This is a genomic window from Sphingomonas sp. STIS6.2 (assembly GCF_000732685.2).
Classification (GTDB): Bacteria; Pseudomonadota; Alphaproteobacteria; order Sphingomonadales; family Sphingomonadaceae; genus Sphingomonas; species Sphingomonas aerolata.
Genome location: NZ_JPDP02000052.1, coordinates 1 through 12665 on the forward strand (window position 1 = coordinate 1; position 12665 = coordinate 12665).

At 63.7% G+C, this 12665-nt stretch carries 11 protein-coding genes; 5 read left to right on the plus strand and 6 right to left on the minus strand.

The window, feature by feature from the left end:
* The 4 genes from sphst_RS09880 to sphst_RS09895 all read right to left on the minus strand — a co-directional run.
* Positions 1 to 2143: HWE histidine kinase domain-containing protein (locus sphst_RS09880; protein WP_107045474.1), on the minus strand; the 2143-nt coding region annotated here is incomplete at its 3' end.
* The gene (locus tag sphst_RS20470; protein ID WP_234387553.1) at positions 2140 to 2472 is read right to left on the minus strand and encodes a hypothetical protein; all 333 of its coding nucleotides are present in this window, start codon (positions 2470 to 2472) and stop codon (positions 2140 to 2142) included. The genes sphst_RS20470 and sphst_RS09880, both read right to left, overlap by 4 nt.
* Positions 2473 to 3168: 696 nt before the next feature.
* Complete coding sequence (locus sphst_RS09890) at positions 3169 to 3903, minus strand: metallophosphoesterase family protein (RefSeq protein WP_031393613.1); 735 nt, start codon at positions 3901 to 3903, stop codon at positions 3169 to 3171.
* A 288-nt stretch (positions 3904 to 4191) separates the two neighbouring features.
* Positions 4192 to 5022 carry a 23S rRNA (adenine(2030)-N(6))-methyltransferase RlmJ gene (locus sphst_RS09895; protein WP_031393614.1) on the minus strand — a complete coding sequence of 277 codons (831 nt, stop codon included), beginning with the start codon at positions 5020 to 5022 and terminating at the stop codon, positions 4192 to 4194.
* A 130-nt stretch (positions 5023 to 5152) separates the two neighbouring features.
* Between sphst_RS09895 and sphst_RS09900 the strand changes: the two genes are divergently transcribed.
* On the plus strand, positions 5153 to 5488 hold the full coding sequence (locus sphst_RS09900) for a hypothetical protein (RefSeq protein WP_234387554.1): 336 nt from the start codon (positions 5153 to 5155) through the stop codon (positions 5486 to 5488).
* Positions 5489 to 5560: 72 nt separating this feature from the next.
* Complete coding sequence (locus sphst_RS09905) at positions 5561 to 6112, plus strand: hypothetical protein (protein ID WP_031393616.1); 552 nt, start codon at positions 5561 to 5563, stop codon at positions 6110 to 6112.
* 166 nt (positions 6113 to 6278) lie between these two features.
* Here the strand turns inward: sphst_RS09905 and sphst_RS09910 are convergent, their stop codons facing one another.
* Complete coding sequence (locus sphst_RS09910; RefSeq protein WP_043156644.1) at positions 6279 to 7376, minus strand: alkaline phosphatase; 1098 nt, start codon at positions 7374 to 7376, stop codon at positions 6279 to 6281.
* Positions 7377 to 7965: 589 nt separating this feature from the next.
* Here sphst_RS09910 and katG point away from each other — a divergent pair.
* The 3 genes from katG to sphst_RS09925 all read left to right on the plus strand — a co-directional run bounded on the left by katG (position 7966) and on the right by sphst_RS09925 (position 11652).
* On the plus strand, positions 7966 to 10152 hold the full coding sequence (gene katG, locus sphst_RS09915; protein ID WP_234387555.1) for a catalase/peroxidase HPI: 2187 nt from the start codon (positions 7966 to 7968) through the stop codon (positions 10150 to 10152).
* Positions 10153 to 10588: 436 nt separating this feature from the next.
* Positions 10589 to 11200 (plus strand): TetR/AcrR family transcriptional regulator, encoded by a 612-nt coding sequence (locus sphst_RS09920; RefSeq protein ID WP_031393619.1) that lies wholly within the window; start codon positions 10589 to 10591, stop codon positions 11198 to 11200.
* Entirely contained in the window at positions 11197 to 11652 is a 456-nt protein-coding gene (locus sphst_RS09925) for an SRPBCC domain-containing protein (RefSeq protein ID WP_031393620.1), read from the plus strand. Before sphst_RS09920 ends, sphst_RS09925 begins: the two co-directional genes overlap by 4 nt.
* Before the next feature lie 91 nt (positions 11653 to 11743).
* Here the strand turns inward: sphst_RS09925 and sphst_RS09930 are convergent, their stop codons facing one another.
* The gene (locus sphst_RS09930) at positions 11744 to 12415 is read right to left on the minus strand and encodes a hypothetical protein (protein WP_031393621.1); all 672 of its coding nucleotides are present in this window, start codon (positions 12413 to 12415) and stop codon (positions 11744 to 11746) included.
* Positions 12416 to 12665: the final 250 nt, after the last annotated feature.

Here is a 12665-nt window from a genome sequence, read left to right on the forward strand (position 1 = left end):
CCCCGCCTGGGTCGAACGTCAGGGTCGAAGATCCGCTCGTTTCCAGCGCCAAGGCCCGCTCGATCAAGGTCGATCCGAAACCGCGCCGTGTGGGCTTGCTGACCGGAGGACCGCCGCTTTCCTGCCATCGCAGCTCCAGTCCGGCCTGCGGGTCAAACTGCCAACGAATGTCGACATGACCGCCGGCGGCCGACAAGGCCCCGTATTTGCCGGCGTTGGTGGCAAGCTCGTGGATCGCCAACGACAGCGCCAGTGCCGCTTTCGGGAGAAGCATCACATCCGGACCGGTGATCGTGACGTTCGCATGCTCCGCCCGATACGCGTCTAGCTCCTGTTGGATCAGCACGATGAGCGACACGCCTTCCCATCGACTCTGAGTGAGCAGGCTGTGCGCGCGCGACATCGACCGGATTCGCCGGTCGAGCCCATGGGTGAAAGCAGCGAGCGAGGACGCACTTCGGCTTGTCTGCGCCACCATCGCCTGAATGCTGGCCAAGGTGTTCTTCACCCGGTGGTCGAGTTCGGCCATCAGCAATTGTTCCTGCTGCCAGGCGCGCAGCCGTTCGCGTGCGGCAGCATCGATCCGCCGCAGGACGACCTCCAGCAGCGACACCCGCAGGTCGAACGCAGCATCGTTGTCGGACGGCGACCAGGGGGTCGACCGGCCGCGCACGGTTTCGGTCCACGCCTCGAAGGATTTGCGCGGCGTCAGCCGGATGCCGTTCGGACCGACCTCCATGGGCTTGGTCGGATCGCCGCCCCATTGCACGGTCTCGACGACCTCGGGCCTGAACCACAGCACGAAGTCGCGCGGTTCGCGCGAGACGGACACGGCAAGCAACCCGGAGGCGATCTCCGCATAGGCCTTGGCCGGCGGATAATCTTCGCCCAGCCGATCCGTGGCATACACCCCTTCGAACGTGCCCATGCGCAGGGTCAGCCAGTCTGTCAGGGCGCCAATCTGGTCGTCATCGGGCGTATTGCCCAGCGCGGTGATGCCGCTGTTGACGCGGATAGCGACACCGCCACGGGTCTGCCCCACCCGCAGCGCAAGACCACCCGCTTCTATGTAGTCGAGCAGCTGCTGCTGCTGCGCGACCAGCCCGGCACCGTAATCGTCCTCGCTCGCCAGCGCGTGCATGATGCCGGACAGCGCCTTGCGGGACAGCAACCGGGCCTCGAGCTGCTCGGCGCGCAGCCGCACTTCGAGTTGCAGCGAGAACATCGATCCGAACAGCTCGCAGACGCCGCGGAGATGACGCGGCAGGCGGCGCGGCGTATGATGGTGACAGGCGATCAGCCCCCAAAGCCTGCCTTCGAAGATGATCGAGATCGACATCGACGCGTCGACGCCCATGTTGCGCAGATATTCCCGGTGGATCGGCGAAACGTCACGCAGGGTCGCGTGGCTCATGTCGAGCGGCAGGCCGCTGCGCGGATTGATCGACGGCAGCAGCGGCGCGGGCGTGTAATCGACTTCGGTGATCAGCCGCAGCCAACTGGTCAAATACAGCGTACGCGCCTGTTTCGGGATATCCGACGCGGGATAGTGCAGATCGAGGAATGGCGTGATGTCGGCGTTCCGGGCTTCGGCGAACACCCAGCCGGAATCGTCGGGCATGAAGCGATAGACCATCACCCGGTCGTAGCCCGCGACCGCCCGCACCCGCTCGGCCGCCAGTTGGCAATAGGCCTGGAGATCGGGAGCGTCGCCAAGTCCGTCGAACATTTCCTGGACGCAGGCGAGCGGATCGACGGCATGACGGTCGCTCAGGTCGGCATCCTCGACCTCGATCACCAGCGCGCCATCGCTCAGATGGACGCTGGCATCGATGGCGCGGTCGGGGACGACCCGCAGCAACGGATCCAGCAGGTGACGCGGGCGCGCGAGGCTGGAGCTTTGCAGCAACTCGCGAAGCCGCTGAAGCTGCTCGGCATTCAGCAATTCCGCCAGGTTCTGCCCGGTCAGCGACGCCGCATCCCTGCCGAACAGGCCGAGGGTGTCGCCTGCGACCTGCTCGACCAGCATCGTTGCAGGATCGACCACGAGCATCGCACCATGGGGGAGGATCGAGCCGGGAATATGGATCGGCTCGCGATCGCAGTTGGTCAGATCGACGGCACCGTCCAACTGCTTCGTCATGCCGACATCCATTTCTCATACGCCGCAAACATCGAGACCGCCGCTGCAGCAAGGCGGTCCTGCACGGCAGCGTCGGGTAGGTTGGTGTCCAGCCCGACGGCACACCGGCTCCAGTCACCGGCACTCAGTCCTGGTTCGGGCAGGCCCCAGACAAGGCAGCCGGTCAGTCCACCGCCGACACCGAGCATGGGGTCGACGACGGTATGGAAACCGTATGTGTGGCCGAGAAGCAGACGAGATTCGCCCCGGTCGGCCGTGCTTGCCGCCCGACGCGAAAGCACGGGATGACGATGCCGGCGTTCGTGAATGTCGCCCGTGGCGGTTCGCAACCCGGAGCGGCCCCTCGGTGTCGGCACGCTGCTTTGGCGAGCAGGCATCGGGGCGTTCGGATGCTTGCCGCGCAGGGCGGTTCCGACCGCAGCGGACGCCTGTAACACTGACGCGCGCATTGGATTCCTCGATCAAGACGTACGGTCGATGATTGCCGTGGCATTCCTCGACGTCGCCGTATCCACACCATATTTTCGAAATCTTGCCTAGCGAATGTTGCTTATCGGTTTGCCGCCGCGACAATCATCGCAATTATTCCCGTAGCGCCGTGCTCATGCCGTCGAACGAATATGGCATAATTTTTGACATGTTTACGTACAAAATTCTCAGCCAAGTCAAGGCATTGACGACCAGATACGTCGATGGCGTAAATGAATGCTATTAAGTTCCCACAAGGCAGCAAAGGGAAAAACTATGTACCCAACACGCATTCCCGGCAACGAACCCGACCCTGCGATATGTCTTCGGTGCCAGGCTTCAGGACGCGACCGATAACCCGGCGGCGCATACGCTGCCTGACGATGATGCCGGTGATGTTGATGGCGTCGAGCTCACACGTGACGCTTGGTCGGCGACTGCAGAAAATTGGCTTTGGGGAGGCTCGGCGCTGATGCCGTTCCCTGAAGGACCGGATTTCGAGAAGCGACACGGCTTCCTGAAACGCACTTCGCATCGAGAAATACGATACCCTCGTGCTAGACCCGACCGGTTCGCAAAGGTCTGGACCAGTCGGTACGGGCATTCGCCTCGGCATCACGGGCCGCTTGTTCCCAATCATAATCGACGGACAGAAATTCTACCACCCAGCCATCACCTTCGTTGGACAAGACGGCATAGCGCGCATGCGGCGATCCGCTTTCGACTAGGTGAGCGTGGGGTCGGTCATCGTCATAGGCCGGAAGACCGACGCTTCCCGGATTTATGATCATGCGCCCGTCGTCGAGCGTCATCACCCGCTGGAGATGCGTATGGCCGCAGAGGATCACGGCCGCATCGACAGTTCCCGCACGGTGTCGAACTTCCTCGCGAGTGGCCTGACGAAGCCCCGCCTCCGTCACCGTCTCTAGAAAATAGGTCAGGTCGCTGTCCGGCGTGCCATGAACAAGCAGCACATCTTTGGACAGGCGCATGGTCGTGGGCAATGCTGTCAGCCACGCACGCTGTTCAGCGCTCAGCTGGTCGAAGGCGTGGCGATCGGACAATCCCATGCGCTCGCGAGGCTGCTCCGAGATCTGACGTTCGTGATTGCCGCGTATAGTGGGCAATCCCAGAGGCATCAGTCGATCGGCTGTTTCCCGCGGGAACAGGCCCCCTGAGCAGATGTCCCCGAGGTTCACGATCTGGTCCACGTGCCGGGTGGCGATGTCGCCGAGAACTGCGTCGAGGGCAGCGACATTCCCGTGAATGTCGGAAATTGCAGCGATCTTCATTACGGACCTATAACGATCTCGCCGTCCTATCGTAACCCCCGCGCTTCGGCAACGACAAGCATGAGGCCGGTTTCGGAACCGTCAGCAGCTTGGTGCCCCCCGGCGGCACGGATTACTGGTCCCAATAGATTGTCTCGAAATCGCCGACCGGAGGTGGGAAATCAGGAATGATCGTACTGAACGGACGGCCGCTCTCGACGATGCGAATTGCCTGCCAGAGCGTCCGGTCTCTGACGTTGGCAGCCCAGCTGCTTGCGGCCGGGCAGAGCGGGCCGATGCGGGTTTACGCTAATCGCCCAACCACGCGGCGGTGATCTCGCCGCTATGCCCCTCCGGCGCCAGCACCGCGCGCAGCGCTTCGAGCATAGGCGGCAGCGCCTGCGTGAAGGCGTAGGGCGGGTTGACGATATACAGGCCCGCGCCGTTGTAGATGCCGGACTGATCGGCATCGTACAGCCAATGCTCCACCCCCAGCACTTTGGGGATACCGAGCCTGCGCAACTGCCCCGTCCACCGCGTATGCGTGGCGCGGTCCTTCAGCGGATACCAGATCACCGTCACGCCATGCGCCCATTTGCGGTGCGCGGCGGCGAGGGTCGCGGTGATACGGTCGCGGTCATCGGGCTGTTCGTACGGCGGGTCGACCACCACCACGCCACGCGCGGTGCGGGGCGGCAGCAGCGCCAGCCAAAGCTCATAGGCGTCGCGCTCGTGCACCGCAGCGGGCGTGCCGCGCATCACCCCGCGCAGGGTATAGGCGTCCTCGGGGTGCTTCTCGTTCAGGATCAGCAAATCCTGCGGGCGCAGAAGCTGCGCGAGGATCCGCGGCGAGCCGGGGTAGAATTGCGGTTCGGTCCCGGAATTCACCGCCTGTACGGCGGCGCGGTAGTCGTCCAGCAACGGGTTCGGCTCGGCAAAGGCCCGCAGCACGCCCTGTAGGGACTCGCCGGTGCGTTGCGCGTCCTCGCCGTCAAGGTCGTACAGCCCGCAGCCGGCATGCGTGTCGATCAGCGTCAGCGCGCCCGGTTTCTGCTGCAGGGCCCGCACGAGCGCGATCAGCAGGCTGTGCTTCACGACATCGGCACTGTTGCCCGCATGGAAGGAATGGCGATAATTCATTGTGACGTAAGACCCTGACGCTCTGCCTGCATGCGGGCTGCCGGGCACGATTGCCGGGCGCGAGGTGACCGAAGTAACCGGTCCGGTGCCATTATAAAGTCGGGCGGCAACCTTCAACGCCGTTCTGATCATGGCACGGGCCACACGTCCCGGCCTTGTGTCGGACGATGATGATCCCGTCGCGATAATCGGTTATCGACCGTCGACGATGATGGATGGCATTGCAGATATGGCGCTCCGGCATGGCGATCGCCGCGCCCGGGCTTATGAACGGAATGAACCGGTGATCCGGTGCATCCAGGATGCGATCACCGCCTATCGCCGCGACGGCGGCGATCGTGACGGTCGCCCGACGATTGGCGCGCTGATCGCCGCGTGCAGTGCTTCTGGTCTCACGGCGGCCCGTGGCGGTCCGGTGACACGCTATACGATCTGTCAGGCGCTGAAGCTGACAGGCCTGTCCTGATGCGGATCGACACGGGCGAAATGCACGAAGCGGCCGCGCAACGTACCGGCCGCCTCGTCTGTTCTCGCCATTATGCCAATCGATCCTGACCAGACCGCCACGATCATCACCAGCCGGGCCATCCGTGCCGGCCATGAGCAGGATTTCGAACGCTGGGTGGAGGAACTGAACCGGCACGCCCGTGCGGCGCCGGGGTATCGGGCTGCGATCCGGCTCGGTCAGACGGCGGGCTTTCAGCACCTGCTCTTTCGCTTCGACGATCGCGCCGCAGCCGATACATGGCATGACGACCCCAGGATGCGCGCGCACGTCGCTGTCGCGGACCGCTTCTCCACGGCGCTCCGCCAGCTCGAAACTGGCGACGGCGTCACCTTCGAGCTGCCGAGCGATGCGAGTGCCAGCAAGTGGAAGCGGTTCGTGACGACATGGCTGACGGTGTTCCCGGTCCTCCTCCTCATCAGCATGATGGTTCGCACGGTGTTGAAGGACGCACCACTGCCGCTGCAACTCCTGCCCTCGTCCCTGCTGCTCACCGCGACCCTGCAGTGGATCATTCTCCCGCGCTTGCAACGCTATACCCGCTTCTGGCTGTTGCAGGACAGCTCGGGCCGGCTGCAAAGGTGAGGATAAGGCATGACGACGCATTGCCGGACATCACGCGCACCCTCACCCCACGCCCCAGCTTCGTACGTTCATTCATCGTTGGGCTGACCGCTTTCGGCCTCTAATCCTTCGCCATACGCGTTGCGATCCGGCAACGAAAAAAGCCGTCAGGCAGGCTGAGAGCGGATCATTTGTCCTTCTTCCAGCCGAATGCCGACAGCATGATGTCGAAGAGCCGCGTGTTGGGCATGAAACCCCGGACCTTGTCCGCACCGGGGCCGCTCGCGGCGACGACGACCTCTTCGCCGGTATGGCCGGGTTCGACGCTGATCACCGACTTCGCATCGGGATCATATTGCGTCGCGAGCGGCGTCGTGCGCTTGCCGCCGGTCATCCGCAGGCCGAAGCTGTGGTCCGCGGTGAACAGGATCAGCGTGTCCTTGCCGGCAACCGCGCTGATCCGGCGGATCATGTCGTCCATCTCGACGACATGCCGCAGGCCTGCCTTGGGATCGTCGGTGTGCATGTCCCATTCGACCATCAGGAAATAGCCCTTCGGGTTGCGGGCGAGCTGCGCGACGGTCGCCTCCACGGCAGGAAGCGGCGCGAAGTCGGCATCGCGCAGCACCGCGGTCCGGAGTGCCTGGGCGACCAGCGCGGGATCCTCGCCGAAGCGGTAGCCGGCGGTCCTGAACGCCTGTTCCGCGCTCGTGCCCGGGCCGGCGAATGTCGCGACGGCGTCGGCGCGGCCCTTGCCGATCAGGATATCGACGCCGTCGCCGAAGCGGGGCTTGAGCATCTGGCGGAATATCTCGCCCTTGTCCGCGCGCGCGGCGACATGCGCAAAGGTCGCAGCCGGGGTCGCATCCCAGATGTTCATGTTGGTGACGACACCCGTCGACAGCCCGCGCTGCTCGGCATATTCGAGAAGGGTCTTGACCGGCATCGCGCGGCCGCCCGGTCCAGAGGGCGTCGTCGATACCATCGCGTTGTTCGTCTTGTGCCCCGTCATGATCGCGGTCATCCCGGCCGCGGAATCGGTCACCCATCGGTCGAGCGCGGACGTATCCGACAGCGCGACGTTGGGCATCGACTGGATGAACAGCGATTGCGGCCGGTCGTGCGCCAGGATCCCAGCGGCGCCGAGCGTCGACAGGCCACCCGCATCGCCGAGGAAGAGGATGACGTTGCGTGCCTCCTGCGCTGCAGCGGGCGTGCTGCAGACCGCGAGCATCGCGCCAGCAAACGCCGTGCCGCCGAGGAATTTGTAGATCGCGGTTTTCATTGCAGAGGTCCTTGCATCGGGGCCGGTGCCGAGGGCGTTGCCGGGTCGTATTGCGGATTGATCGGGTCGTGCGGACGGGGATCGCCAGCGCCCGGTCTTGCGCTCTCGGTCCACGCCGGAACGAGCATTTCACGTTGCTGCGATGCACCCGCCGCGCTGCGGCGATAGACGAAGTCCCGTCCTTCACGGCTAGCCGGGTCTGCGAACACGCCACGCTTTTCGAGGTCGACGAACCAACGATCTATCGGGCGGACTTGGGGCGCGGTCACGACGAAAAACTCTGAACCAGACTAAAGACGCCCGTCCTCTAACCGCAGTAAATGTAAGTTTGGCGACACCTTGATCATATCAGTTGCCGCGACGTCCGTCGGCCTGACGATGATGATGACCCGGATCATCGCGAATGTACGCACCGTCAGACGACACGCTCACAGCCCTCTGTGATCGAGTGCGATGATAGCTGTCGCCCGTATAATCGATTGGACAAATGTACCCGAGATCCGGCATTTTACCAGCACGGTGGTAAAACTCATTAGGAGAGGACGCCAAGATGGCCGATTACGAACAGCCTAAGGCAAGCGGTTGCCCAATGGGCCCCCAGGGTGGCGGCGAGGTTAAGGCCCGCTCGCTCCTCGGTCGCACGAACAAGGACTGGTGGCCCGACGCGCTGCCGATCGACATGCTGCATCAGCACGGCGTCTCTCCCGACCCGATGGGCGACGAGTTCGACTATGCCGAGTCGTTCAAGCAGCTCGACTATGCAGCGCTCAAGGCCGACCTGACGGCACTGATGACCGACAGCAAGGCCTGGTGGCCTGCCGACTATGGTCATTACGGCCCGTTCATGATCCGCATGGCATGGCACGCCGCCGGCACCTACCGGGTAACGGACGGTCGCGGCGGATCGTCGTCGGGTCAGCAGCGCTTCGAACCGCTGAACTCCTGGCCGGACAACGGCAACCTCGACAAGGCACGTCGCCTGCTGTGGCCGCTCAAGCAGAAATACGGCAAGAACATCAGCTGGGCCGACCTGTTCATCCTTGCCGGCAACGTCGCGATCGAGAGCATGGGCGGACCGGTGTTCGGTTTCGCCGGCGGCCGCAAGGACGTCTTCGCGTCCGAGGGCGACACCTTCTGGGGCGCCGAGGAGATCTGGGTCAACGAGGGTGCGCAGACGCGCATCAGCGAGGACATGCCCGAGCTCGAAGGGCCTCTCGCCGCGATTCAGATGGGGCTGATCTACGTCAATCCCGAGGGACCGGGCGGTGAGCCCGACGCTCTCATGTCCGCACGCGACATGAAGGCGACGTTCCAGCGGATGGCGATGAACTCCGAGGAAACCGTTGCCCTGACCGCCGGCGGTCATGCCTTCGGCAAGGCGCATGGCGCCAAGGCCGCACCGCACTTCAAGGCCCCGTCTTCGGAATCGGTCCACATGCAGGGCCTCGGCTGGCTGACCGACAGCGAGGAAATCGGCCAGGGCCATATCACGACCTCGGGCATCGAGGGCGCGTGGTCGAACAACCCGACCAAGTGGACCGGCGACTATCTCCGCCTGCTGTTCAAATACGATTATGAGCTGACGGAAAGCCCGGCCGGTGCGAAGCAGTGGCAGCCGGTCAACCCGGAACCGGAGGACATGGCGCCCGACGCGCGCGACCCAAACAAGCGTGTGCCGACGATGATGACCACCGCGGACATGGCGTTGAAGGTGGACCCCGAGTTCCGCGAGATCGCGCTGCGCTTCCGCGACGACCAGGCGGCGCTCGACGACGCGTTCGCACGCGCGTGGTTCAAGCTGACGCACCGCGACATGGGGCCACGGGTCCGGTACCTTGGGCCCGAGGTTCCCGAAGAGACGCTGATCTGGCAGGATCCGGTCCCCGAAGGCACCGTACCGTCGGACGCTGACGTCGCGGCATTCAAGGACGCCGTGCTGTCGAGCGGGCTGACGATCGGCCAGCTGGTCAAGACCGCCTGGGCGTCGGCATCGAGCTATCGCCGGTCGGACCACCGCGGTGGGGCGAACGGCGCGCGCATCGCGCTCGCGCCGCAGAAGGACTGGCCGGTCAACGAGCCCGAGCAGCTCAGCCAGGTCCTGGCAAAGCTGAACGACTTGCGGGGCAGCATGTCGCTGGCCGACGCGATCGTGCTGGCGGGTTCGGCAGCGGTCGAGAAGGCGGCACGCGACGCCGGGCACGACGTGGCGGTACCGTTCCTTGGCGGCCGCGGCGATGCGACGCAGGAGTGGACGGATGTCGAAAGCTTCGTCTGGATGGAGCCGCAGGCCGACGGGTTCCGCAACTACCTGAAGACGCGTCACCCGGTGAAGACCGAGGAGCTGCTGCTCGACAAGGCTTCGCTGCTCGGCCTGTCCGCGCCGGAAATGACCGTGCTGGTCGGTGGCCTGCGCGTGCTCGGCGCGAACTTCGGCGATGCGCCCGACGGCGTGTTGACCAAGCGTCCGGGGCAACTGACGAACGACTTCTTCGTCAACCTGCTCGACAACGACACGTTCTGGGATCTGGTCGATACGTCGAGCGACGAGAAGTTCATCGGCTATGATCGCGGCGGTCGTGAAAAGAAGTGGCAGGCGACCCGCACCGACCTGGTCTTCGGCTCGAACTCGCAGTTGCGCGCGACGGCCGAGGTCTATGCCGAGAACGGTCACGAGGAAAAGTTCGTGCGCGACTTTATCCGTGCCTGGGTGAAGGTCATGAACGCCGACCGCTTCGACGTCACCGCCAAGCCGGTATCGTCGAACCAGGCGACGTAAGCTACGTCGGTGGGCGGATAGGCCGTGTCGATCGGGGGAAGTTTCCGAACGTACACGGCTTATCCGCCACTGGCCTGAGTTATAAGATATCGATTCTGATCATTCCGTGTCCTTTAGCCATGAGCTTCGAGGTCGCACTGCAGCCGCCATTATCGCGCTTATAAGGGTAGCTGCTTGTGCCCTTGGCCCCAACGGCAGAGCGATCTGCGCTGGATAGCGTATGAGGCAATCCCGGTCGAAGTCTTACGACCTGTGTACTGGTCCCGACGGCCGGGTGCATGGACCCGGGCCCGGACATTCGGGACGCGTTTGCCCCCCTCAGCTCCTACCATTCGATAGGGGCACCGACTTTCAATCCCGAACTTTGTGACTATCGCTTCCGAACACCGTCTTACTGATCCTTGCCGGCATACCGACCGGTTGGTATGTTTGCATTATGACGAGTCGAGGATCTTCCAATAGCGCTCGCGACAAGCTGCTGGACGCAGCCGTGACGCTCATCCGCCGCAACGGCTTTGCGGCCACCAGCATCGACCAGCTTTGTGCGGCTGCCGGAGTCACGAAGGGCGCCTTCTTCCACCATTTCGTTTCCAAGGAGGCGCTGGGGGTGGCCGCCGCCGGCCACTGGCTGGCGATCACCACGCCGCTATTCGCCGATGCGGACTATCATCGCGCACCCGCGGCACTGGCGCGCGTGTTGGGCTATCTTGACCTGCGCGAGACGCTGATCGACGGCGGCACTGACGCCTTCACCTGTCTGGCTGGCACGCTCGCGCAGGAGGTGCATCAATCACACCCCGCGATTGCGCGCGCTGCTGAGGCGGCAATCGTCGGCCATGCGCGCACGCTCGAAGGCGACGTTGCCGAAGCGCTGGCTGACCATGGCGTTGCCGACGTCGATGCAGCGAGCCTCGCGCTCCACTTTCAAGTGGTGCTCCAAGGCGGTTTCGTCGTCGCCAAGGCAACTGGCGATCCGCAAGCGGCGCGCGAGAGCGTGCGGCACCTGAAGCGCTACGTAACCCTATTGTGCCGAGGAGAGAAACGATGAGCAATATTCGTGAACTCAGCGTCGAACGCCGCATCGCCGCCCCCGTGGAGGATGTCTGGCGGACAATGGTCGACCGCTTCGAGGAGTGGTTCTGTCCGCGACCGTGGCGCGCCGAAGCACGCGAGATCGAATGGCGCCCCGGAGGCCGTAGCCTGGTCGTCATGCATGGCCCCGACGGTGAGGAGATCCTTAATGAGGGCGTAGTCCTCGACTATGAGCCTAATCGCCGCTTCGTATTCACCGATGCTTTTACAGCGGGTTGGCAGCCCAGTGGGCCGTTCATGGTCGGCCTGTTCGAGATCGCGCAAGACGGGGACGGCACGCGTTTTACCGCCGCGGCACGCCATTGGACCGATGAAGCGTGGGAGCGCCACCGGTCGATGGGCTTCGAAGCCGGCTGGGGCGCGATGGCCGATCAGCTCCAGACGCTGGCCGAGGGAGGTGCGCTGTAACCGCCATTTCTGTGATCATGCTTTCGCAGGTCTTAGAGGACCGCCTGGCAAGCGTGGGGCGGGCGGTTCTCCCTTGATTGCTAAGTCTGCGCTAGCGGGTGAACAAAAAGCCCACCGCGATGAGAAATGTCGCGCCTTCCAGCAGCCCGACAAGGACGTTCCAGGTCGCGCGCACCAGGCTGATCCCCAACACCTGCGCGAACCACCGCGTTTCGACGATCCAGAAGTTCACGATGCTCGATCCGACGAGCCAATGTCCAACCATGCGCGTCGCTTGATGGTGGTCCATCCCGAAACTGCTGCCGACGCTCAGACCCAGCGCAAAGACGGCCGCCGGATAACATTGCGCGTAAAATGGCTGCTGCAGGGAATTGCGATCGAGCTTGATCCTGCGTTGGCGCACCATGCGGGCTGCCAGGAAGAGTGGGAAACCCGCAAAAACGACGACGCGGAGGACCAGGGCGCTGGCATTGTCGTTGACCAGGTCGGCCAGACCATGATGATTGGCGATGATTTCGTCGGTCTGGCCCAACGCCGTAGCGACACTGTGCCCCAGCAACAGCGTGAGAGCCAGAAACAGGGGCGGACTGAGTATCGACGCGTAGCGTTCATCGTCGGGCAGCGCGGCTTCGCGCTCGATCTCCTCCATTGTACGGATCGGTCGAAAGAGCGCCTGCCAAAGCGTAAGGGGGAAGAAGACCACCCAGCTCATCACTTCGTACAGAAGTTCGTCGAGCGAATTGAGCCACTTCATGAAATCCATGCTTCATCATGTTCGATCTGGACGTCGATCGCAACGGCTTGCCTTGTGCTAGAGTCAGCCCCCTAGTGCTTGCCGAAGACGCACTATCGCGGGCCCTGCCGTATGTGATGAAGACCAGCACCGACCAAGCGGCTCTTTGGTCCAAGCGAGCATTCTCGCTCCGCAATTCGCATCGGCAGTAGGGGGCCGAACGCCGTTGACAGCGATGGACGCCGTCGCCTCCTTTTTATACAATCGTTCAACTGATGAT

What these genes read in the sequence shown, in the direction of transcription:
- sphst_RS09890 (WP_031393613.1), bottom strand. Translation starts at nt 3,903, where the DNA reads ATGAAGATCGCTGCAATTTCCGACATTCACGGGAATGTCGCTGCCCTC.
- sphst_RS09895 (WP_031393614.1), bottom strand. Translation starts at nt 5,022, where the DNA reads ATGAATTATCGCCATTCCTTCCATGCGGGCAACAGTGCCGATGTCGTG.
- sphst_RS09900 (WP_234387554.1), top strand. Translation starts at nt 5,153, where the DNA reads ATGGCACGGGCCACACGTCCCGGCCTTGTGTCGGACGATGATGATCCC.
- sphst_RS09905 (WP_031393616.1), top strand. Translation starts at nt 5,561, where the DNA reads ATGCCAATCGATCCTGACCAGACCGCCACGATCATCACCAGCCGGGCC.
- sphst_RS09910 (WP_043156644.1), bottom strand. Translation starts at nt 7,376, where the DNA reads ATGAAAACCGCGATCTACAAATTCCTCGGCGGCACGGCGTTTGCTGGC.
- katG (WP_234387555.1), top strand. Translation starts at nt 7,966, where the DNA reads ATGGGCCCCCAGGGTGGCGGCGAGGTTAAGGCCCGCTCGCTCCTCGGT.
- sphst_RS09920 (WP_031393619.1), top strand. Translation starts at nt 10,589, where the DNA reads ATGACGAGTCGAGGATCTTCCAATAGCGCTCGCGACAAGCTGCTGGAC.
- sphst_RS09925 (WP_031393620.1), top strand. Translation starts at nt 11,197, where the DNA reads ATGAGCAATATTCGTGAACTCAGCGTCGAACGCCGCATCGCCGCCCCC.
- sphst_RS09930 (WP_031393621.1), bottom strand. Translation starts at nt 12,415, where the DNA reads ATGGATTTCATGAAGTGGCTCAATTCGCTCGACGAACTTCTGTACGAA.